The organism is Mesorhizobium sp. ArgA1, assembly GCF_053714375.1.
In genome coordinates this window covers 259,276-281,123 of the sequence record NZ_JBSKBQ010000004.1, presented here as the reverse complement: position 1 = coordinate 281,123, position 21,848 = coordinate 259,276, and the positions used below count along the sequence as shown (strand labels likewise).

The following is a 21,848-nucleotide window of genomic DNA, read 5'->3' as shown; positions in this document are numbered from 1 at the left end:
TCGCCCAAAAGTGTGTCGCGGTTTTGGGACAACGACATGCACAGACAAAGAGAGATCAGGCGGCGTTCTGGCGATCGCCGCCGGCGTCCATCTGCGAGCGCATCTGCCTCGCCAGCCGGACTTCAAATCGGCTGCTGACAGCGCGATCCCATTCGTTTTTCACATTGTCGGTCGGCCGCGGCAGCGCCATCAGCCGGTCGATGATCGATCCGGTCTCCCCGGATGAGAGTAGGGCGTCGATTTCGCGTTCGTGTTGCATTATCGGTTCGCCTCCTTCCTTTTCACCCGCCACAACGGACCTCTTATACGAGATACGTGACGGCAGTTTGAAGGCAAGAGCGAGGTCATTGATGGGCGACAAGGGGCAAAACCTTGTCGCCAAATGAGTCCTTTGGCGCAAGGCCGTTCCGGGCGGCGGGAGTATTTTCCAGCCGCCCTCAAGCAATACGAATCGGCTTTCCGATCTCAGACGTAGCGGTTGACGATGTTTTCGAGCAGTTCCTGGCGGCCGGAGCGTGGCTGCGGCTCGATCTTCTTGTTCACCACGCGCTCCGCAATGTCTTCCAGCGTGCGCTTGCCCGACAGCATCGCCTTGGCCTCGGCGGTGTTCCAGCCGGCATAGCGCTCGGCCAGCGGGCCCGACAGCGCCTTGTCCTCGACCATCTTCGCGGCTGCCTTGAGGCCGCGCGCGCAAGAATCCATGCCGCCAATATGGCCGATCAGCAGATCCTGCGGATCGAGCGACTGGCGGCGCAACTTGGCGTCGAAATTGGTGCCGCCGGTCTTGAAGCCGCCGGCCTGCAGGACCTGATAATAGGCCAACGCCATCTCCGGCACATTGTTGGGGAACTGGTCGGTGTCCCAGCCCGACTGGTAATCGTTGCGGTTCATGTCGATCGAACCGAAGACGCCGAGCGCATTGGCCAGCGCCAGTTCGTGCTCGAAGGAATGGCCGGCGAGGATGGCGTGGCCCTGCTCGATGTTGAGCTTCACTTCCTTTTCCAGACCGAAGCGCTTGAGGAAGCCATAGACCGTGGCAACGTCGTAGTCGTACTGGTGCTTGGTCGGCTCCTGCGGCTTCGGCTCGATCAGGATCGTGCCTTTGAAGCCGATCTTGTGCTTGTAGTCGACGACGAGGCTGAGGAAGCGCCCGGCCTGTTCCTGCTCGCGGGCAAGGTCGGTGTTGAGCAGCGTTTCATAGCCTTCGCGCCCGCCCCACAGCACGTAGTTCTCGCCTTTCAGCCGCTTGGTTACGTCGATGCAGCTTTTCACCGTCGCCGCCGCATAGGCAAAGACATCCGGATCGGGATTGGTGGCGGCGCCCGACATGAAGCGGCGGTTGGAGAACAGGTTGGCCGTGCCCCAGAGCAGCTTGACGCCGGTCTTCTTCATCTTACCCGCAAAATAGTCGGCGATCTCGTCGAGCCGCGCCGCACTTTCGGAGAAATCCTTGCCCTCGGGGCGCACATCGGCGTCGTGGAAACAGAAATAGGGGGCGCCGAGCAGCGAGAACATCTCGAAGGCAACGTCGGCTTTCAGCTTCGCAAGTTCCATCGTGTCGATGCCGCCGGCCTTGGGAAACCAGGGACGGTCGAAGGTCTGGCCACCGAACGGATCGCCGCCAGGCCAGGCGAAGGAATGCCAGTAGGCGACGGCGAAGCGCAGATGGTCTTCCAGCCGCTTGCCGGCGACGACCTCATCGGGGTTGTAGAACCGGTAGGCCAGCGGATTGGTCGAATCCGGCCCTTCATACTTGATTGCTTTGATGTCGCCGAAAAATCCGCTGCTCATGATTTCTGTCCTCTCTCGAATAGTTCGCCCCGATTACCTCAGGCGTAATTGGTTTCGTTCTTCCAAGGGGTGAAAAGGCTGGTGTCAAAGCCGCTCAACGATGGAGACAGTCCATGACCGACCTCAACACGATCGCTCAAAACTACATTACCGCCTGGAACGAGTCCGATGCGGATCGCCGCGCCGAACTGCTCAAGGCAACCTTCACCGAAGACGTCAGCTACCGCGATCCGCTGATGCAGGGCGACGGCCATGCCGGTGTGGCCGCGCTTATCGACGGCGTGCAGCAGCGCTTCGCCGGCTTCCGGTTCTCGCTGAAGGGCACACCGGACGGGTTCGGCGACAAAATCCGCTTCTCGTGGAATCTCGGCCCGGAAGGCATTCCATCGGTCATCGAAGGCACCGATATCGGCATCATTGAGAACGGCCGCCTGAAGAGCGTCACCGGGTTTCTGGACAAGGTCCCGGCGCAGTAAGTTGCCAAGCTGCGGCGTGGGCGAGAAACCGCTCACGCCGTGGCGCCTTTGATTGCCGGATACAGCGCCCGATAGCGTTGATAAGCATCCGCATAGGCATCGCTCAAGCTGGCATCTGGTTCGATCGTGGCATCCGTCCGTGGGGCGGTGCAGACACTGAGCGGATCCGCCCCTGTCGCCGCGATCAGCCCGAGCCGGGCCGCCCCAAACGCGGCGCCAAAATCGCCGTCTGCCGGAATGTCCACCGGCAGCTGCAGTGCGGTGGCGACCGCCTTCAGCCAGTAGCGCGAGCGCGAGCCGCCGCCGATTGCCGTCACTCGGGTCAAATTCGTGCCCGCCTTCTTCAGCGCTTCGAGACTGTCGCGGAAGGCGAAGGCGACACCTTCAAGCACCGCCTGCGTCAGCACCGCACGGCTGGACTCATGCGCCAGCCCGGTGAAGGCGCCGCGAATGGCGGAATCATTGTAGGGCGTGCGCTCGCCCGAGAGATAGGGCAAGAACGACACGCCCGACGGAGCCTTCAAAGCGTCGCCAAGTTCGGCGGTCAATTCGCCGGCCTTCTTCCCCGAAATCTCCGATAGCCAGTTCAACGAATCGGTGGCCGACAGGATGACGCCCATCTGGTGCCAGGTATTGGGCAGCGCGTGGCAGAATGTGTGCACGGCACTTGCCGGGTTCGGCAGATAGGACGCGTTGGCGGCAAACAGCACGCCGGATGTGCCGAGCGAGACGAATGCATGGCCGGCGTCGACCGTGCCCATGCCGCAGGCCGATGCCGCATTGTCACCGGCGCCGCCGGCAACGGGAATGGCCGGCGCAATGCCCCATTTCGAGGCGAGTTCGGCGCGCAAGGCGCCGGCCTTTTCCGTGCCTTCTACCAGCGACGGCATCTGCTTCTCATCGAGCGATGTCGCTGCGAGCAATTCGGAAGACCAGCGCCGCTTGCCTACATCGAGCCAGGACGTGCCGGCCGAGTCGGACATTTCGGAGATATGCTCGCCGGTCAGCCACAGCCGCAGGAAATCCTTGGGCAAAAGCACCTTCGCCACCTTGGCGAAGACAGCGGGTTCGTTGTTCTTGACCCAGGCGAGCTTCGGCGCCGTGAAGCCGGGGAAAACGATGTTGCCGGTCAGTTGGCGGAAGCGCGGATCGGCGTCGAGTGCCGCCGCTTCGGCGTGGCTGCGCGTGTCGTTCCACAAGATGCAGGGGCGCAGCACCTGATCGCCGGCATCAAGCAAGGTGGCGCCATGCATATGGCCGGAGAGGCCGATGCCTTCGACAGCGGCGAGCTCTTGGGGGTGAGCTGATTTCAGCTCGGCAATCGCCGTCTCGCAACCACGGATCCAGTCAGCTGGGTTTTGCTCGGACCAGCCGGGGAGCGGCCGCGACACATCGAGCGAAGCATGGCCGGAGCCGATGATCTTCTGCCCGGCATCAATCAACAGCGCCTTGACGCCCGACGTGCCAAGATCGAGGCCGAGATACATGCATTCCTCCCATTGCCATTAATTTTTTCGGGTCTCGAAAAAATCTGGCTCGACCAGTTCTTAAAACAAGATGCGTTTCGGGTCAATTCTCTGACAAATCGGCGGCGCGTCGCGAAAACAGCGCCGACAGCGGGCTGTCCGGCCGGGCCAGTTGGCGCTCGGCCGCCAAGGCCCTTGCAAGTGCCGCGCCGCCGGTGCGCAGCGCCGCCTCGATAAGCGTCAGGTCGATGACATCGCGCTGCGCATGGCTGCCGCCGAAGCGATAAGCGATCGAGCGAATCGGCCTGATCAGGCGCACCGTCTCGGCGTAATTGCCCTCGCCAAAGGCCTTGATCGCCAGCGTCAACGGATGGCCGACATCCCTGGTGAAGGCAGCGTTGTCGTCGCTGCCGCGCATCGCCTCGCGTTGCGCATCGAGCAAGGTCTTGGCTGGCGATTCAAGCCCCGCTCCCACGAAGGCCATCATCGCATGAGCGTCGTTAAAGGCGTAATTGCCGGCACCTACCTTGGGCCAGTTGGCGGCAAGCGCTATCCAGCGGTCTCCGACATCGACGCCGCCGAGATGAAGCCGCCACAGGATTGCCGAGGCGTCCACCATGTTGAGCGCCATCGTCGACGGCGTACCGTAGATCGGCCCGTCATAGAGATCGAGCACCTCACCGGTCTCGCCGAGATCGTAGTGGAACAGCGCCAAATGCCACCAATTGTGCACCTGCAGGAAGCTCTCCTTCGTCCACGCCTCAGGATTGGCGCGCATCCAGGCGATGCCATCCCTTTGCCGGCTTTGCATCTCCATGACGTGAGCCACGGCATGTTGGCCCCAGCCGTCGCGTGGCTCGATGGCGACCGCAGTGCGACCAAACTTCTCCGCCTGTGCGTAGTCGCCCATCTCTTCCAGCCCGAACGCCTGCATGCCGAGGATGGCGTGGTATCCAGGCATATCCTTTTGCCATGACGGCAGAGCGCGGCCGATGCGGTCGCGCAGCATGCGGGCATTGCCGGTGAAGAAGTCGACCTGGTGCCCGGTCTGCAGCGCCACCGCGTCAAGCGGGAAGTCGATGGCGATATCTTCGAGCAAGCGCGAGGCCTCGTGCCAACGGCCGGCGGCGAGATGGCCAAGCGCCGCGACATGCGCCTGTTCGCGCGCTGTCGCGGCGAGCGGCAGCGCCGCTTCGTGGCATGCCGTGGCCACCACCGTTGCCTCACGCTCGGTAGCGAGGCCGAACAGATACCCCTTGAATACGTGCGCCATGACGAAGCCCGGGTCGGCCGCAATGGCGCGATCGACAGAAGCGACGGGGTCGCCGATGAAGCATTGCAATTCGCGGACGGCCTGGCTGTAGGACGAAAACCCGGATTGTGTGGCGCCCGAAAGCGTCAGGCCGAACTCGTCCTTGATAGTCATGTCACTAGTTCCCCGAACGCATCGCCACCGTGGCGATGCCGGCGCCGACCAGCAGCGTGCCGCCGGTGCGGTTGAAGATGCGGATTGCCTTGGGGTTGCGCACGACGTTGCGGGCACGCGCCGCGATCAGCGCGTAGCCGAAGGCATTGGCGAAGGCCAGCGCCAGGAAGGTCGTCTCGAAGATCAGCATCTGCGGCCAGAATTCGGCCTCCCGGTTGAGGAACTGCGGCAGGAAAGCGACGAAGAAGGTGATGCTTTTCGGGTTGAGCGCGGTGACCAGCCAGGCATGCGCCATCATCCTGGCGGCCGACACGGCGTCGGTGCGCGGTTCGGCTTTTAGCGCGCCGCCGGCGCGAAACAGCTTAATGCCGAGATAGATCAGATAACAGGCGCCGATCAGCTTCAGGATGGTGAACACGGTAGCCGACGCCGCCAAGAGCGCGCCGATGCCCAGCATCGACAGCGTCATTGCGGTGAAGTCGCCCAGCGCCACGCCGACAGCCATAGGCAGAGCGGTACGCCAGCCTTGGCCCAGCGCATAGGACACGACCAGGAGAATAGTCGGGCCGGGAATGATCAGCAGGACGGTGGAGGCGGCGGCGAAAGCGGCCCAGTTTTCGAACGACATCTTTGTCTCCTTGAGCGCAAAGAAAAGGATAAATCCTCGGGTTCGCGGGAATGTAAAGAGCCATCTCAAAAAATGCGCGGCGTGCCATTTGGCGTGGCGTGCCTGGGCCCACAGGGCGCAGGATTAACGCAAGCGCGAAGGCCTTCACCCTTTTTCAACCATGTTTGGCGAAACTGCCCGCTATCCGGCCGGACCGTGTTTCCCGCCGACAGCGTAGGGTCTGGGTGCATGCGTGAGTTGCCGCAGAATGTGACGCCGCCGAATGGCGACGCAGTCGAAACCGAACATCTTTATTCCCGCCGCTCGGTCCTGTCAGGGGCCGGCGCCATGGCGCTGCTTGGCATGGCCGGTTGCAGCACCGCGACGCTCGAACTGCCGCAATTGCAGCTGGACGACACGGTCACCGGTTCGGTGCGGCCGATCCGCCCGGCGATCAGCGTCGACAAGAACATCACCGGCCCCGACGTCATGTACGCCGCGATCACCGATGGCGGTTTCGAAGTGCCGGCCGTGCCCTATCAGAAGGTCAAGCCGGAGTTCCGCCGGCAGATTGTCGTCAACGAGACCGGCGAGGCGCCCGGCACCATTGTCGTTCATCTGCAGGAGCGAAAGCTCTATCTCGTGCAGGAGGGCGGCGACGCTATTCGTTACGGCGTCGGCATCGGCAAGGACGGCTTCCGCTGGTCCGGCCGCGCCAATATCCAGTACGGCAAGGAATGGCCGATCTGGACGCCGCCGCCGGAAATGATCCAGCGCAAGCCGGAACTGGTGAAGTGGCAGAATGGGCAACCCGGCGGCCTCACCAATCCGCTCGGCGCGCGCGCGCTTTACATCTACCAGGACGGCAAGGACACCGGCTATCGCATCCACGGTTCGCCGGAATGGGCGAGCATCGGCCAGGCGATGTCGTCGGGTTGCGTGCGCCTGATCAACCAGGACATCATCGACCTCTACAGCCGCGTTTCCAAGAAGAACCCGGTCGTCGTGGTCTGATCCTTCTGCGGCGGTTTGGCGCCGCTCGAAACTCCCGTTGCGCGAGGCGGCAAGACAGGCCAAGGTGCCTTGAAAACCATCACGCCGGGAGACATCAAGCATGGCTGGAACGTTTGTCATCGCGCAGGGCGGCGGCCCGACCGCCGTCATCAACCAGACGGTCGTCGGCGCCACGCTGGAAATCCGCAAGCGCCATCCCGGCGCCAAGGTGCTGGGCTCGATCCACGGCGTGCGCGGCATTCGTGACGGTAATTACGTCGACCTCTCCGCCATCCCCGAAGACCGGCTGCGGCTCATCGCCGGAACGCCGAGTGCGGCCCTTGGCTCGACGCGCGACAAGCCGGACGCCGCCTATTGCGAGGTCATCCTCAACGGCTTGAGGAAGGCCGGCGCCGACGCCTTCATCTATATCGGCGGCAACGACACATCGGGCACCCAACAGATCCTGACGGATGCCGCCGGCGGCAGCATTGCTTTCGTCCATGCGCCCAAGACCATCGACAATGATCTCGAGGAAAACGATCACACGCCCGGCTTCATCTCGGCTGCCGAGTTCGTTGCCGGCGCCTTTCTGTCCGTCGATCTCGATTTTCGCGCGCTGCCCGGCATCTATGTCGGCATCGTCATGGGCCGCCACGCCGGCTTCCTCACAGCCGCCGCCGCCGCCTGGCAGCTCGATCCCGAGAGCGGCCCGCATCTGGTCTACGTGCCGGAGCGGCCATTCTCGGCCGCCGGCTTCATCGACGACGTGCGCGCTTCGCTCGACCGCCACAAGCGCTGCATCGTGGCCGTTTCCGAAGGCGTCAGCACCGCCGACGGCAAGGCGCTGGTCGAAAGCCTAGTGCCGCCGGACAAGCTGGAACGCGACGCCCATGGCAACGTCAAACTGTCGGGCTCAGACCTGCCGGCCGCGCTCGAGCGGGCGCTGGCCGAAGGCCTGCCGGGCAAGCGCGCGCGGGTCGACGCATTGGGCTACATGCCGCGCGGCTATATCGGCGCGATCAGCGCCGTCGACGCCAAGGAGGCCTTCGATGCCGGAGCCTTCGCGGTTGCGGTTGCCGGGGAAGGCGGCGGCTCGGTGGCGCTGCAATATGAGGGCTCGAAAACCGTGCTGAAGAAGGTGCCGCTGAAGAACGTCGCCGGCAAGACGCGTCATATGCCAGACGATTTCATGAAGCCCGACGTCAACCAGCTGTCGGAAGCCGGCATGGCCTATCTGAAGCGGCTGGTGCCGGAAAAATACAAGGTCGGGAAGCCCTTCGTCTGATTGGCCTCGATCCCGTGGGCGGGAATTTCATGGGCGAACGCGTGGTCGGCGACTGGTTTGGCAAGACCGTCATCGATGCCAGCACAACGATGCTGACCGAGCCGTTCGTCCATGATTTCGTGCGCGCCAACATCTGGCATTTCAAAGGCCGCGATGCCGACCTGCTGGTCGATACCGGCATGGGCATCTGTCCGCTGGCGCCTCAGATCGACACGCCCGAGGGCAAGCCGCTCATCGCTGTGGCCACCCATATCCATCTCGACCATGTCGGCTCGCTGCATGAGTTCCCGGTAAGGTTGGGGCCGACGATGAGCGCGGCCAGCTTCGAGACGATGGATGAAGCGGTTACCTACGCCTACATGTTCACCAATCTCGACGGCGCGGTCTCGAAATTGCCGGCGCCAGGCTGGACGGCGGCCGATTACAAGATCCCGCCGGCGCCGCTGACGCGCACGCTGGACGAGGGCGACATCGTCGACCTCGGCGACAGGCACTTCCGCGTGCTGCATCTGCCCGGACATTCTCCCGACTCGATCGCGTTGTTCGACGAGGCCGACGGCCTGTTCTTTGCCGGCGATGCCATCTACGATTCCATGCTGATCGACGACCTGCCGGACTCGTCGCGGCCCGACTGTGTCAGAACCATGCAGCGGCTGCTCGACCTGCCCGTCCGCCTCGGCCATGGCGGCCACGGGCCAAGCTTCGACGGCAATCGGATGCGCGAGATCGCCACCGCCTATCTCAGGCGCGCCGAGGGCCGTTGAAGGTTGGCCCCGCCCCCGTCTAACGAAAATGTGATCTGATATTAAATCTTCGTAAGATGGCGCAAAAACCCTAAATCGGGCCGATCGACGCCCTAGATGCAGGCTGTCGATCCGGCCGGCTGCCATGCCAAGGCGAGACGGGCAACCGCGACCGTCGACACGCTGATGACCTTCCCCAGGCCACGGCGCCGGATCATCTCTCGCCCGGACAAACGACCATGTCAGACATAATTCGCAGACATCGCGTCGCGGCCTTGCTGGGCGCTGCGCTGATCGCCAGCCCCTTCATTGCGTCTTTCGCGCAAAGCGCAGGCACCGCCGTCGCGACAACCCAGACCCCTGTCGCCGGAATAACCGCGCCCAACGGCTCCTTCGCGCCGATCGTGGCCGTCGACAAGCCGGCGGTGGTGACAGTCACCACTGTGATGAAGGGGCAGCCACAAGATATGAGCGAGGAGCAATCCTTCGGCGGCAATTCGCCCTTCGACGACTATTTCCGTCAGTTCTTCGGCGACCAGGGCATTCCGATGCCGAAGACGCCGCCACAGCAGGCGCAGCGCGCCGAAGCGCTGGGCTCCGGCTTCATCGTCGACGCGGACGGCACCATCGTCACCAACAACCACGTCGTCGACGGCGCCACATCGATCAAGGTGACACTGGACGACGGCACCGAGCTTCCCGCGAAGCTGGTCGGCCGCGACGCCAAGAACGATCTCGCCGTGCTCAAGATCAAGGCGGACAAGCCACTGCCGACCGTCAAATGGGGCGATTCCGACAAGCTCATGCCGGGCGACCAGGTGCTCGCCATCGGCAATCCGTTCGGCATCGGCACGACGGTCACCGCTGGCATCGTGTCGGCGCGGGGCCGCGACCTCAACAGCGGGCCGTTCGACGATTTCATCCAGATCGACGCACCGATCAATCACGGCAATTCCGGCGGCCCGCTGGTCGATGTCGCGGGCAATGTCGTCGGCATCAACACCGCGATCTATTCGCCCAATGGCGGCAGCGTCGGCGTCGGCTTCGCCATTCCCTCGGACCAGGCGCAGAAGGTCGTCGCCAAGCTGATGAAGGGCGGCAACATCCAGTACGGCTATCTCGGCGTGCAAATCCAGCCCGTGACGCCGGATGTGGCCGGCGCCGTCGGCCTCGACCATCCCGGCGGGGCGCTGGTTTCGGAGGTCACTCAGGGATCGCCGGCGGCAAAGGCGGGCATCAAGACCGGCGACGTCATCACCAGCTTTGCCGGAGAGCCTATCAAGGATCCCAAGGACCTGTCGCGCGCCGTCGCCGATGTCGCGCCCGGCGTGAAGGAAACGCTCGATGTCTGGCGCGGCGGCAAGACGGTGCAAATATCAGCCGATGTCGGCCGCAACAGCGACGATGTGAAGACGGCCTCCACCGAGGGCGACAATCAAGAACCGTCGGCCGGCCAGGCGCTTCGCGTACCGTCGCTTGGCCTTGGCCTGACCGACCTCACGCCCGATATCCGCGAGGAGCTGAACCTGGCGTCCAACCAGCGTGGCGCCGTGGTCGAGCGCGTCAATCCGGACAAGGCGGCCTCGAATGCCGGCCTGCAGCCGGGCGACGTCATCGTTGCCGTCGACCAGTTGCCGGTGCGCAACGCAAGGCAGGCCAACCAGGCGATCGCCGAGGCCGGCAAGTCGGGCCGCAAGTCGGTGCTGCTCTTGGTCGACCGCGGTGACGCGCAGATCTTCGTCGCCGTGCCCTTCGCCGCCGGCTGAGGCATGAAGCGGCAGGTTCGCCGGAACCGCCGGCAAGCCTGCCGCCCCACGCCACCAAGAATCCTGTTGCCCGCCGGGACGTCTTCGAGAACACTGCAGCAGGCCAGCAACGGCCTGCTGCAAACGGACAGTCCCAATGGTCACTCGCGGTTTTTCCTCCGGTCGAAAGCCTCCAACCGACACCGACGCGCGCATTCCGCCCGGGCAATATCTCGAACAGGGTTTTCCTGTGCTGTCGGCGGGGCCGACGCCGCGGGTGCGCAATGAGGACTGGTCGTTCACGCTCAAGCATGGACCACGCCCGATCAAGAAGTGGAACTGGGCCGAGTTCAATGCGCTGCCCGTGACCAAGATGACGCGCGACATCCATTGCGTCACCGCCTGGACCAAGTTCGACACCGCCTGGCAAGGCGTGCTGGTCGACGACATTCTTGCCGATGCCGGCATCGAAGCGCCGACCGGCTTCCTGCTGGCGCATGGGTATGATGGCTACACCACCAACGTGCCGGCCAAGGATCTTACCACCGGCAAGGCGATGGTGGCGCTGCTCTACGAAGGCAAGCCGATCACGGCTGACCATGGCGGGCCGGCGCGGCTCCTGGTACCGCATCTCTATTTCTGGAAATCGGCCAAATGGCTGAACGGGCTGCAATTCACCGAACGCGACGAGCCGGGCTTCTGGGAATTGCGCGGCTATCACATCTATGGCGATCCGTGGCGCGAACAGCGCTATAGCGGCGATCCATGAGCGAAGCGCTGAACTCTCCCTGGCAGACGGCGAAAATCACCCGGATCGAAAAGCGCACGCCGCGCGTCACCAGTTTCTTTTTCGCGCTGTCGCGGCCTTTCGCCTATCGCGCCGGACAGCATGTCGATGTCAGGCTGACGGCGCCGGACGGCTACCAGGCGCGCCGCTCCTACTCTATCGCCTCGGCGCCGGAGAGCGGCGCCACGATCGAACTGGCGATCGAGAAACTCGACGACGGCGAGGTCTCGCCTTTCTTCCACGAGGTGGCGGCGGTCGGCGACGAGATCGAGCTGCGCGGGCCGCTTGGCGGCCATTTCGTCTGGTCCGATGGGGATGGCGGGCCGCTGCTTCTGGTCGGCGGCGGTTCCGGCGTGGTGCCGCTGATGGCGATGGTGCGCCACCGCATCTTGCGCAAATCGACGGTGCCGGTCGCGCTGATGTTTTCGGTGCGGGTCTGGGACGAGGTGATCTTTCGCGACGAGCTGGTCGGCCTCGACGACCGCCGCGACGGGTTCGACCTGGTGCTGACGCTGACGCGCGAGGCGGCACAGCGCCCGTCCGACTATTCAAGGCGCATCGACACGGCCATGGTGATGCAGGCGCTCACGCGGCTGCCGCAACCGCCGGCGCTGGCCTTCGTCTGCGGCTCGAACGCCTTTGTCTCGGCCGCTGCCCAGGCGTTGATCGACGCCGGCATGCCGGCAGAAATCATCCGCACCGAGCGCTATGGCGTCTGAGGAGGTCCGGTCGTCAGGCGGGCAAAAACCGCGCCGACACCAATTGGAACGGCAACGCGCCATAGGCGGCGACGTCAGCCTCATTGTCCCAGTTTCGGAACTGGCGTGACGGCCGGGCTTCGAGGACCAGCGCCTGGCCGGCGGTTTCCAGCTTCACCCGGCCGCGAAACCGCAGCACCTTTTCGCCACCGGCGCGGCTGATCGCCATCGAGCGCAAGCGCACGATATGCCGGTCGCCGGCATTGATCTCCATCTCGATGCGTCGGCGAACCCGCGGAACGACGATCCGGACGGTGATGTCCAGCACCATCTCTCCAGCCCTGTCGGCATGCGGGAGAGCCTGCGAAAGCGCAAATGGCGGCGGCACCGGCTTTGCCTTGTACGGCATCGACCTGCCACGCCAGACAAGTTCGGGTGCCGCCTGCAGGCGGCCTTTCCTGCGTTTCAGGCGCAACTGCTTGGCGAAGCCGCGGGAAAGCCAGACCAGGCTGCCGAAATCGGTGCGCGGCTTGGCCTGCAATACCGAAGACCAACGCGACAGGCCGGCGCGATCGGCCATCGCAACGGTTCTGGCGAGTTCGGCCGGCGGAACCGCGATGCCGATCTGCAGGCTGAGGTATGAGAGCGCCACCGCAGCGGCGACGGCCAGGCGGCGCCTGGCGACGATATCGGCGAATACCTCCCAATCGACTTCGCCGCCCTGAATGGCGACCGCACAGTCGACCAGCCAGTCGCTGTGGGTATGGGCATCGAGGCCGCCATGCGCGATGGCGAGCGCCATGCGGTCAGCAGGCGAGGGCACGAGCAGGTTCACACCATTGAACTCGGCTGCAAGCGCGCGCTGCCAGATCGCCAGATCGTCCTCGGTGCTTTGCTGCGACCCGTCATAAGCGAACTGATGCAGGTCGATGTCGCCGAAACTGCCCTTGAAGAAGTTCATCGAGCGCAGCGACGCCAGCCTGGTGCGCAGATATTGCGGGCTGACGCCGGTGGCGATTTGCCAGTCGCGCTCGCTGAGCACGTCGAAGGCTGCAACCATGTCTTGCGGGCGCACCAATATGTCGATGTCGTGCGCCACCCGGCCGCGCTGCGCCGACGCGTCGACGGCGATGCGGCTGGCGCCCTTGATCAGCATGACGGCGCAGCCGGCATCGATCATCGCCTGCAAAGCCGGCTCGGCCTCGCGCATCGCCAGCCGCGATTTGGTCCACAACATCTTTTGCAGGCCGACAAGCCGAGGATGGGCCGGATGGGCGGCGAGCTTGCGGCCGAACCTGTCGGAAATCGCCGCCAGCAGCCGGTGCTCACGAAAGGCAACCTGGTCGATGTCGTTCTCGTCCAGCCAGCGCGCGGCGCAGCGGCCGGCGGCCTCCTCATCGGGCAGCAAGGCAGCCTTCAGCAACTGGTCGAGGCCGCCGGTCGGCCACGACCAGCCATAGTCCGGAAACCGGCGGCCGATGTGGCGGATCGTCGTGGCAGTCAATTCTCAACCGCCTTGTTTCGCGCCCGGCGCTGCATTGCCAGCCGGACGACTTCGAGATAGCCGCGGTCGCGCGAATCGCGGCCATAGGACAGGCTGCCGGGCCTGATGCGGCGCAGGGCCAGCACGTCGCCCAGCATGTCGAGCACAAAGCCCGCTTCGCGCGTTCGGGCGATCCAGTCGATCATCTCGCCGCGTCCGCCCGGCGGATCGATGATCGGACCGACCGCCTCGGCCACCTCCCGGCGGATCATCATCGTCGTGCGCGACCAACCCGGTACAGCGGCAGCCTCAGCCACATCGGGCCGGTTATCGCGGAAACTGCGCATATGGGTAAAGACACCCGCCGTCGCCGGAAATCGCTCGAAATGCGCAAGCTGTTTTTCGATCTTGGCCGGCAGCCACAGATCGTCGGCATCTACCGTCGCCACCAACGGTGTCGACAGCACCGATATGCCCTTGGTGGTGGCGCTGCCGGGGCCGGCATTGTCCTGGCGTAGCAGCGTCACCGGCATATTCAGCGTGCCGATCACAGCGGCAAGATCGTCGCTCGAGCCGTCGTCGACGACGATTATGGCATCTGGCTTGACAGTCTGGGCGGCGACCGAGCGCAGTGTCTCGGCGATGGTGCCGGTCGCGTTGAACGCAGGAATGACGACGCCGTAGCTGGCCATTATGAGAACCGCCAGTCAGCAAGGGGCCTCAGATCGAAGATGCCTTCGATCGGCCGCAGCGATGGGTCGGCCTCGCGGCGCTTCATCGATTTGAAGATGGCGCGCATGAATTCGCGGGATTGGACATCGGCTTCCCTTGTCATGTTGCCGGGATGGCGTCGGTAGTAAAGCGCGACCGTATCGGGCATGACATATCTAGGGCCGCTTTCGAAGATGCGCAGCAGGTAGTCGGTGTCCTCGGCCTGCTTGAAATCCGTATCGAAGCCGCCGATCCGGTCGACAAGCCTGCGCGCGAAAAGGCCGGCCGACAGGTGAATGCCGCGAACCGTAATGCTATGGCTGCCGGCTTCGGGCTCCAGCGTATCATCGTCTATGCCGTCGACCAGCATCATCAGCGAATAGGTCAGGTCAAGGTCGGGATCATTCTCGAAACAGGTAAGATCCGCCTTGAAGCGGCCCGGCGGGGAAATGTCGTCCGAATCGAGGAACGACACCAGTCCGGTCTGCGGCAGCAATTGCCTGAGACCGGCGTTGCGCGCCCGCGTCACCCCTGCGTTTTCCTGCTGGAAAAGGCGAATGCAGGGTGCCTCCGCGATCAGGGAGCGCACCACCCCCGCCGAGCCATCGGTCGACCCGTCATCGATGACGATGATGTCGAGGTCGGCGGCATCGCGCTGTCTGAGCAGCGAGCGCAGCGCAGAGCCGACATGGCGTTCGCGGTTGTGGACCGGCATGATCACGCTCAGCTTCACGACAGGCCCCGAACCAGGAAATCGGCAATCGCGCCGGCGATCTCGCGCGGCTCGGTTCCCAGCGACAGCCGGTAGCACGGCAGATCGCGGGTGAGTTCGCTGAAAAAGCGAAAGCCCGCCTCCCGCTCGCCCGGCATTTGCACGATGCCGGACGGCGCCAGCGCAATCATGGCGTCCTTGCGCGCTATGGGCATGATCGAGCTTTTCGTACCTCCACTGATATGGGGCACCATCAACGCAATAATGTCCAGACTTGCAGGAATTCGCCGGAATGCAATCTCGTCAATGTGAAAGGCGTGCTTGCCTTGCCAGTTTAGGGGTTGGTACGATTTCAGCCTGCGGTCCAGTTGCAGCCGCCTGAACCCTTCCGGGTCCTGCTTGAGCGTGGCAAATAGCGGATACGCCGTCACGTCTTCGGTCCTGTCTATCAGCACATAGTCGTCGCCGACGCTGTCGAGCCCGTTGATAAGGCCGGCGACGACAGTTCCCGATTTGCCGGCACCACCGGAGCCGGCAAGCAGCACACCCTTGCCGCCGATACCGAGGGTGCCGGCATGGGTGAGCCGCATGCCGCGCGCCGCATATTCCCAATGCAGGAAGGCCCGCAGCGGCGCCCCTTGTTCCCATGGCGGGAAGGCGTCGGCCGACATCATCAGCTGCACCCCGACATGGCGTTGCGGATCATGGAACTGCCAGAAGTCGAGGTCGTGATAGTAGCTGCCGCGCAATCCGGCCTCGGCCAGCCGGTTGGCAAAGGCATGATGGTTGTACTCGCCGCGCCCCCAGCTCGCCGGGGCGGCAACGCCGGCTATGCCCGGATGGGCGACACAAATGCGGCAGTCGCCGGATGCGGATGAATCGTCCGGAGCCGGTACGAAGGCGCGGCCCATGGCGTCCGCCAGCGCGCCATGATCGAGATGGACACTCAGATCCAGCCCGGGCAACCGAACCTTGGTGGTGACGGGATAGCAGGCAGCGGCGTCTTCTGCCGCTGCCAGCACATGGCGGGCATAGTCCGGCAGGGTTTGCAGCGTGATCGAGGGCATGGCCTGATTGTTCCAGCGTCCGGCACCGCGGCGGGTCGCCCGGGAAATGTCTATGCCTGCTTCACCGCAGGCCAGCCGAGCGGTTCCTCGACCTCATGGATAGGATCGACGATGATGAGATCGGCAAGGTCGTCATGAACGTCGACCTTGAGCGGCTCACTGGTGGCGGCGAGTTCGGCCGCGAGGGCGGTGGAAAGCGGCTGCTCCGGCGTTTCGGCAGGCGCGAGCAGCCCGAAGTCGACCAGTCGCGCAATGAAGCTGTCGAGATCAGCCAGACCGATCGTCGCTGCGCCGCCGGCGCTCGCCTCAACCAGCGCCTGGGCGCCGACGCCTGACGACAATGCCTGCCATACCCGGCTGCCGGAATCGGAAAAGCCGAAATACTTGCCGTTCGAAAGGTCGAGAACGACGGCTTCGCCATCGAACGATTCGAAAACGATGTCCTTGCTCGCCACCGCGTAGACCCGTTGCTGCATCGCTTCTTCCCCGCCGCAGCCGCCCGGAACAGGCCGCTCATATTACACGATTTATCAGGCCCCCCTGAAACTGCGTCTAACCAGTTGGTCTTTCTTTGGCAAGTCAAGGCCCAGCGAGGACAGCCAGCGCGGCGGCGATGTCAGTTCGCTCACGCCTCGATTTCGAGCGCCGACAGCGGTTTCGAGCAGCAGGCAAGGATGAAACCGTCATCGATCTCGTGGTCGAGGATGCCGCCATTGTGGCTCATCTCGACAGCGCCGGAGACCTTCTTCACCTTGCAAGTGCCGCACAGGCCGAACTCGCAGGCGGCTGGTATCCGCACACCTGAGCTGCGCGCCGTCTGCAGCACGGTCTGGCCGGCGACGCAGCCGGCGTCGACCTCCGAAAGCGAGAAGCGGATCGACGTCACGGCTTCGACAGGAACAGCGGTGCCGTCTTCAGCTGGTGAGGCAAACGGCGCCGGGACTTCCTCCACCGCAGGCGCGGCAAAACTCTCCTGATGATATTTCGTCATATCGAAGCCCGCGGCATCCAGCATTCCGCGCACGGCGCGCATGAACGGATCGGGGCCGCAGCAAAAGATCTCGCGTTCGCGGAAATCGGGCGCCAGCAGCGGCAGCCGGATCGCGTCGATGCGGCCCATATGACCGTACCAGCCTTCACGGCTCGAGCGTTCCTCGATCATGAAGCCGAGCGACAGGCCGGGCATATGGCCGCCGAGCAGTTCGAGTTCCTTGCGGAAGATGATCTCTTCGGCACGCCGCGCGCAGTTGACGAAGCCGACATCCGTCCATGGCGCGCAATCGTTCAGCCAGCGCAGCATCGACATCATCGGCGTCACGCCGGAGCCGGCAGAAATGAACAGATATTTTGCCGCCGGGTGGCTGTGCAGCGAAAAGTCGCCGGCCGGTCCATAGGCCTTGACGTGCGAGCCGGGCACCAGATGGTCGAACATCCAGCGCGTGCCGATGCTGCCGGCCTGTGCCTTCACCGTCACCGCGATCGAAAACGGCCGCGACGGCGAGGACGACAGCGTGTAGGTGCGCATCAGCGGCCCGTCCGGTGTCGGCAGCTCCAGCGTCACGAACTGGCCCGGCTTGTAGCGGAACCAGGTCTGGTTGTCGGAGCGGAAGGTGAAGGTCTTGACGTCAGGCGCCTCGTCGCTGACGCCGATCACTTCCAGCACCTGCAGCCTGTCGTTCCACGGCGCCATCTGGTCGAGATGGCGATAGAGCCCAAGATCCGTCATCGCATTCATCCCCCGACCTCTCTCACGCCACGCTGCGCAGCGCCGGCCGGCCGCCTTCGGCAAGACGGGGACCGATGAAGGCCGCGTACCATTCGACGAATTGGATCACGCCACCCTCGTGCAGCTCCGAATAGGGGCCCGGCTCATAGGCCGGCGACAGGATGCCGAAGGCGTTTTCCTCGACGATGCGGCGGTCCTGGTCGTTGGTCTCGGTCCAGACATGCGTGAGCTCTTCAAGGCTGTAATCGACGCCCTCGATCGCATCCTTGTGTACCAGCCACTTGGTCGTCACCGCGGTTTCTGTGGCGCTGATCGGCAGCACGCGGAAGGTCACGGCATGGTCGATCAGGATGTGGTTCCAGGTCGTCGGATAGTGGTAATGCATCAAGGTGCCGATGCGATCGGCGGCAACGGTATCGGAAAGGTTCTTCGTCACCGCGCGCTTTCCTGTCATCGTATAGCTGACGGCATCGCGCAGCAGCGGCGCGCGGGTGGCGCGATATTGTCCGGCCGGATCGATGCGGAACTTGCTCGGCAGGCCCGCCGCCTCACATTTTGCCCAGTGCGCCACCATCTCCGGGTCGCTGTCTGCGCCCTGCACACCGGTCACCGTCGGCGCTTCCGGAAATGTCTTGCACAGTTCGGGATGGTTGCCAGCGCAGTGATAACACTCGCGGTTGTTTTCCCAGACCAGCTTCCAGTTGCCCTTCTCGATGATCGTGCTCTCGAAGGCGACCTTGGCTTCATTCAGCCGGTGCGGCTTGAGGTACGGTTCGATCATGGCCCGCATCGGCGCGAAGTCTGCGGGTTCTTTCGCCAGGCAGATGAAGACGTAACCGGCCACACTTTCGCAGGCGACCGGCTTCAGGCCGAACTGGCTCTTGTCGAAACCCTCGGCCATCTGGCGGGCGAACAGCAGTCGTCCATCGAGCTCGTAGGTCCACTGGTGATAGGGGCAGACGAGCTTTGCCGCCGTGCCTTTCTCGGTGTTGCAGACGCGGCTGCCGCGATGGCGGCAGGAATTGTGAAAGGCGTTGATGTTGCCCTTCTGGTCGCGGACCAGCACCACCGGATAGTCGCCGATCTGCACGGTGATATAGCTGCCGGGTTTCGGCAGCTCGCAATCATGGCCGATGAACAGCCAGTCGCGATACCAGATCAGCTCCATGTCGAGCTTGAAGTAGTCCGGGTCGGTGTAGAAGGGCTGCTCGAGCGAATAACCTTGCTTGCGGCTGTTCAAGAGCCTCTGCATGTCGTTGCGCGCATCCATAGTTCTGTCCTCATGGTTCAAGGACTGAACTTGGTGGTGATGGAGGAAGGATCGGCTGCAGGCCGGCGCGATGCCGGACATGCACTATCCACCTCTTGACCGCCCACCGCGATCAGTCGAGTTCAAGCATCTCGGGCTGGTTTCCGGGCTCTGGAGTTGTCCTTGCGGACCATCGCGACACCTTCCCAGGCTTCTCGCCCAGTGGTCTCCCGTTGCGACTTGAACTCCACCACCGTTGCGGGGGCAGCGCCGGATTTAGACCGGCTTCCCAATTCTCCGCTCCGTCGTCACGAAGCGGCACCTGAGATGCGATCATCTAATCACGGCAGCGGTCGCGACATCGGCATGAAAGCGACATCGTCTCCATGCGGCGCGACACGCATCGCATGCGCATAGGCTGGCGACTGCGGGGCCGAAATCCTGATTTGGCGAGCGATCTTTGCTGTTTCGAATCGCCTCTTGCCCGGCTCTTGGCCGGGTCAAAAAAGAGCAACGGTATCGAAAAGTGACTATTAGCAGTTTCTAAAATCGAACCGAACGGTTCGTTTCTGTTGACAATGCGTGCAGGACGGTGTGAACGCTGACGCCCTGACACACTCGGTGAGCCGGATGGCGCTGTTACGTAAAGCTTTGTATTGTCAGGATAAAATTAGATAGTAGGCATGCTTACGAAAATTACAAGAGGCGAAGTCATGGCCCAGCCGGAACAACTTCGTGATTGGAAACCAGCCTCTGGCTTTCCCACATCGGGGCTGTCCGAACGACGCGAATTCTCCCACCACACGCCGGCCGCTAGACGGACAGACAAACTGGAGTGCTAAAAATGAAAAAGATCATCCTCACTGCCGCCGCCGTTTTGGCCATCACCGGCAGCGCCTCCGCTGGTAGCGACAACTACGGTTCCAATGGAGCGAACCAGCCCACCGCAGCGGCTGACGGCTCGTATACGGCTTCCATTCAGAAGTCGGCGCCCGTGGACAAGCAGCCCCTCGTTCAGGGCAGCGACCGCAACCTCTTCGGCCATTAACAGCTGATCCCGATCCAAACAAAAAGAGTGGCGGCCCGTCCGTCGCTGTTGGGATTTCGAAGAAATTCAGGAGTATTTGAAATGAAAAAGATTATCCTCGCTGCCGCCGCCGTTGTGGCCATTTCCGGCAGCGCTTTCGCCGCCAGTGACAACTATGGTTCGAACGGTGCCAACCAGCCTGCGGTTACGTCGACCGACAGTGGCCACACGGCTTCGGTTGCGAAGTCGGATTCGGCTGCTCAGGCCCCTGCACAGGGCGCCGACCGCAACCTCTTCGGCCGCTAACGGCCGATCGGGATCCGACCTCCGGGTTTTCCAACAACGATCCCAGTCGAACATCGAACAAAACGCAGAGCGGCGGGATAGTCGCTTTGCCGCATGATGAAACTCAGGAGACCTGAAATGAAGAAGATTGCTCTTGCTGCCGCTGCGCTTTTGGTTGCCGCCGGCAGTGCTTATGCCCGCAACGACAATGTCGGCTCCAGCGCCGTCGACAACCAGGCGACCGTCAACGTCGACAACACACAGACGTCGTCGGTTCCGAACACCGGTTCGCCGGTGTACAAGCTGTTGAACTCGTCGGGCGACGTACAGAAATCTGCCCCGCAGGGCAGCGACCGGAACCTCTTCGGCAACCGCTAACAGCCGAAGTTTCCAAAAAAGAGCGGCGGGCCTGGCCTGCCGCTTTTTTTCATGCCGATACGACGAGCCGACTCTCAGGCAGCTTTCACTTCCACCGGCTTGAGCGAGAAGGAGTGTCCGTCGGCATCGAAGATGTGCAGGTCGCCGGCATCCGCAGTCAGCCGGAGCTTTGCACCGCGCTTGACCTCGACATTGCCGGGCAGCTTGGTCACCAGCGGCAGGTCGGCGCGGCCGATGTCGACATAGACCAGCTGGACCTCGCCGAGCTGCTCGACATAGTCCACCACGCCTTCGAAAAGATATTCCGTGCCGGTGGCGACCGACAGATCCTCCGGCCGCACGCCGAAGCTGACCGCCGCACCCTTGGCGGACGCCGGCGTCGCGATCGGCACTGTCGCCTTGCGGCCGCCGACGTGGCTGACGACGGTCGGGTCGCCCGTCTTGTCGATGGTCGCCGGCAGGATGTTCATGGCCGGCGAGCCGATGAACTGGGCAACGAACAGATTGCCGGGCTTCTTGTAGAGGTCCATCGGCGTGCCGACCTGCTCGATATGGCCGTCCTTCAGCACCACGATGCGGTCGGCCAGCGTCATGGCTTCGACCTGGTCGTGGGTGACGTAGATCATGGTCGTGTTGGGCATCGATTCCTTGAGCTTGGCGATCTCGATGCGGGTGGCGACGCGGAGCGCGGCGTCGAGGTTCGACAGCGGCTCGTCGAACAGGAACACTTTCGGGTTGCGCACGATGGCGCGGCCGATGGCGACACGCTGGCGCTGGCCGCCCGACATCGCCTTGGGCAGACGGTCGAGATATTTGGTCAGCTGCAGGATTTCGGCGGCCTGCCGCACGCGCTTGTCGATCTCGGCCTTGCTTTCCTTGCCGATCTTCATCGAGAACGCCATGTTGTCGTAGACGGTCATGTGCGGATAGAGCGCGTAGGACTGGAACACCATGGCGATGCCGCGCTTCGAAGGCGGCACATCGTTCACGACCTCGCCGGCGATCTTCAGCTCGCCGGAGGTGATCTCCTCAAGCCCGGCGATGGACCTCAGCAAGGTCGACTTGCCGCAGCCCGAAGGGCCGACAAAGACGATGAACTCGCCCGACTTTATGTCGAGGTCGATGCCATGGAGAATGTGCAGATTGCCGTATGATTTCTTCACTTGTCTCAGCGTGACATCGGCCATGAT

General features: G+C 63.4%; 23 protein-coding genes and 1 riboswitch. Of the genes, 10 read left to right on the top strand and 13 right to left on the bottom strand.

Annotation, left to right across the window (positions count from 1 at the left end):
* Window positions 1-55 precede the first annotated feature (55 nt).
* The gene (locus ACWGTI_RS13470) at window positions 56-259 is read right to left on the bottom strand and encodes a hypothetical protein (RefSeq protein ID WP_454587559.1); all 204 of its coding nucleotides are present in this window, start codon (window positions 257-259) and stop codon (window positions 56-58) included.
* A gap of 206 nt (window positions 260-465) precedes the next feature.
* Window positions 466-1,791: a xylose isomerase gene (xylA, locus tag ACWGTI_RS13465; protein ID WP_454587558.1), complete on the bottom strand. Its 1,326-nt coding sequence runs from the start codon at window positions 1,789-1,791 to the stop codon at window positions 466-468.
* Window positions 1,792-1,904: 113 nt separating this feature from the next.
* Between xylA and ACWGTI_RS13460 the strand changes: the two genes are divergently transcribed.
* On the top strand, window positions 1,905-2,267 hold the full coding sequence (locus tag ACWGTI_RS13460) for a nuclear transport factor 2 family protein (protein WP_454587557.1): 363 nt from the start codon (window positions 1,905-1,907) through the stop codon (window positions 2,265-2,267).
* 32 nt (window positions 2,268-2,299) lie between these two features.
* On the opposite strand, the gene xylB is transcribed toward ACWGTI_RS13460, so the two are convergent.
* The 3 genes from xylB to ACWGTI_RS13445 form a co-directional block, all read right to left on the bottom strand.
* Window positions 2,300-3,754: a xylulokinase gene (xylB, locus tag ACWGTI_RS13455; protein WP_454587556.1), complete on the bottom strand. Its 1,455-nt coding sequence runs from the start codon at window positions 3,752-3,754 to the stop codon at window positions 2,300-2,302.
* Window positions 3,755-3,836: 82 nt separating this feature from the next.
* Window positions 3,837-5,159, bottom strand: a complete 1,323-nt coding sequence (locus ACWGTI_RS13450) for a tetratricopeptide repeat protein (protein WP_454587555.1) — start codon at window positions 5,157-5,159, stop codon at window positions 3,837-3,839.
* A gap of 4 nt (window positions 5,160-5,163) precedes the next feature.
* The gene (locus tag ACWGTI_RS13445) at window positions 5,164-5,787 is read right to left on the bottom strand and encodes a LysE family translocator (RefSeq protein ID WP_454575915.1); all 624 of its coding nucleotides are present in this window, start codon (window positions 5,785-5,787) and stop codon (window positions 5,164-5,166) included.
* Between the two features lie 228 nt (window positions 5,788-6,015).
* On the opposite strand from ACWGTI_RS13445, the gene ACWGTI_RS13440 reads away from it, so the two are divergent.
* The 6 genes from ACWGTI_RS13440 (at window position 6,016) to ACWGTI_RS13415 (ending at window position 12,041) form a co-directional block, all read left to right on the top strand.
* Window positions 6,016-6,780 carry a L,D-transpeptidase gene (locus ACWGTI_RS13440; RefSeq protein WP_454587554.1) on the top strand — a complete coding sequence of 255 codons (765 nt, stop codon included), beginning with the start codon at window positions 6,016-6,018 and terminating at the stop codon, window positions 6,778-6,780.
* Window positions 6,781-6,880: 100 nt separating this feature from the next.
* A complete protein-coding gene (locus tag ACWGTI_RS13435) occupies window positions 6,881-8,047 on the top strand; it encodes a diphosphate--fructose-6-phosphate 1-phosphotransferase (RefSeq protein ID WP_454587553.1) in 1,167 nt (388 codons plus the stop codon).
* Between the two features lie 29 nt (window positions 8,048-8,076).
* Window positions 8,077-8,811, top strand: coding sequence for an MBL fold metallo-hydrolase (locus ACWGTI_RS13430; RefSeq protein WP_454587552.1), 735 nt, complete (start codon window positions 8,077-8,079; stop codon window positions 8,809-8,811).
* Between the two features lie 218 nt (window positions 8,812-9,029).
* On the top strand, window positions 9,030-10,556 hold the full coding sequence (locus tag ACWGTI_RS13425; RefSeq protein ID WP_454587551.1) for a DegQ family serine endoprotease: 1,527 nt from the start codon (window positions 9,030-9,032) through the stop codon (window positions 10,554-10,556).
* 136 nt (window positions 10,557-10,692) lie between these two features.
* Window positions 10,693-11,304 carry a molybdopterin-dependent oxidoreductase gene (locus ACWGTI_RS13420; RefSeq protein WP_454587550.1) on the top strand — a complete coding sequence of 204 codons (612 nt, stop codon included), beginning with the start codon at window positions 10,693-10,695 and terminating at the stop codon, window positions 11,302-11,304.
* Window positions 11,301-12,041: an FAD-binding oxidoreductase gene (locus tag ACWGTI_RS13415; protein WP_454587549.1), complete on the top strand. Its 741-nt coding sequence runs from the start codon at window positions 11,301-11,303 to the stop codon at window positions 12,039-12,041. The genes ACWGTI_RS13420 and ACWGTI_RS13415 overlap by 4 nt, the downstream gene beginning before the upstream one ends.
* A gap of 13 nt (window positions 12,042-12,054) precedes the next feature.
* On the opposite strand, the gene ACWGTI_RS13410 is transcribed toward ACWGTI_RS13415, so the two are convergent.
* The 7 genes from ACWGTI_RS13410 to ACWGTI_RS13380 form a co-directional block, all read right to left on the bottom strand.
* Window positions 12,055-13,524 (bottom strand): nucleotidyltransferase family protein, encoded by a 1,470-nt coding sequence (locus ACWGTI_RS13410; RefSeq protein ID WP_454587548.1) that lies wholly within the window; start codon window positions 13,522-13,524, stop codon window positions 12,055-12,057.
* The gene (locus ACWGTI_RS13405; protein WP_454587547.1) at window positions 13,521-14,195 is read right to left on the bottom strand and encodes a glycosyltransferase family 2 protein; all 675 of its coding nucleotides are present in this window, start codon (window positions 14,193-14,195) and stop codon (window positions 13,521-13,523) included. The genes ACWGTI_RS13410 and ACWGTI_RS13405 overlap by 4 nt, the downstream gene beginning before the upstream one ends.
* The gene (locus ACWGTI_RS13400) at window positions 14,195-14,947 is read right to left on the bottom strand and encodes a glycosyltransferase family 2 protein (RefSeq protein ID WP_454587546.1); all 753 of its coding nucleotides are present in this window, start codon (window positions 14,945-14,947) and stop codon (window positions 14,195-14,197) included. The genes ACWGTI_RS13405 and ACWGTI_RS13400 overlap by 1 nt, the downstream gene beginning before the upstream one ends.
* Entirely contained in the window at window positions 14,944-15,993 is a 1,050-nt protein-coding gene (locus ACWGTI_RS13395) for a serine kinase (protein WP_454587545.1), read from the bottom strand. Before ACWGTI_RS13395 ends, ACWGTI_RS13400 begins: the two co-directional genes overlap by 4 nt.
* A 50-nt stretch (window positions 15,994-16,043) precedes the next feature.
* Entirely contained in the window at window positions 16,044-16,469 is a 426-nt protein-coding gene (locus ACWGTI_RS13390; protein WP_454587544.1) for a PqqD family protein, read from the bottom strand.
* A 149-nt stretch (window positions 16,470-16,618) separates the two neighbouring features.
* Window positions 16,619-17,719: a 2Fe-2S iron-sulfur cluster-binding protein gene (locus ACWGTI_RS13385; RefSeq protein WP_454587543.1), complete on the bottom strand. Its 1,101-nt coding sequence runs from the start codon at window positions 17,717-17,719 to the stop codon at window positions 16,619-16,621.
* 22 nt (window positions 17,720-17,741) lie between these two features.
* Window positions 17,742-18,989, bottom strand: a complete 1,248-nt coding sequence (locus ACWGTI_RS13380; RefSeq protein WP_454587542.1) for an aromatic ring-hydroxylating oxygenase subunit alpha — start codon at window positions 18,987-18,989, stop codon at window positions 17,742-17,744.
* 117 nt (window positions 18,990-19,106) lie between these two features.
* A riboswitch (cobalamin riboswitch) is annotated at window positions 19,107-19,309 on the bottom strand.
* 503 nt (window positions 19,310-19,812) lie between these two features.
* On the opposite strand from ACWGTI_RS13380, the gene ACWGTI_RS13375 reads away from it, so the two are divergent.
* From ACWGTI_RS13375 to ACWGTI_RS13365, 3 genes are all read left to right on the top strand, one after another.
* Window positions 19,813-20,016 (top strand): DUF680 domain-containing protein, encoded by a 204-nt coding sequence (locus ACWGTI_RS13375; RefSeq protein WP_454587541.1) that lies wholly within the window; start codon window positions 19,813-19,815, stop codon window positions 20,014-20,016.
* A gap of 81 nt (window positions 20,017-20,097) precedes the next feature.
* Complete coding sequence (locus ACWGTI_RS13370) at window positions 20,098-20,301, top strand: DUF680 domain-containing protein (RefSeq protein WP_454587540.1); 204 nt, start codon at window positions 20,098-20,100, stop codon at window positions 20,299-20,301.
* Between the two features lie 117 nt (window positions 20,302-20,418).
* On the top strand, window positions 20,419-20,658 hold the full coding sequence (locus tag ACWGTI_RS13365) for a DUF680 domain-containing protein (protein WP_454587539.1): 240 nt from the start codon (window positions 20,419-20,421) through the stop codon (window positions 20,656-20,658).
* 74 nt (window positions 20,659-20,732) lie between these two features.
* Here ACWGTI_RS13365 and ACWGTI_RS13360 read toward each other — a convergent pair whose 3' ends face one another.
* Window positions 20,733-21,845, bottom strand: coding sequence for an ABC transporter ATP-binding protein (locus tag ACWGTI_RS13360; protein WP_454587538.1), 1,113 nt, complete (start codon window positions 21,843-21,845; stop codon window positions 20,733-20,735).
* Window positions 21,846-21,848 lie beyond the last annotated feature (3 nt).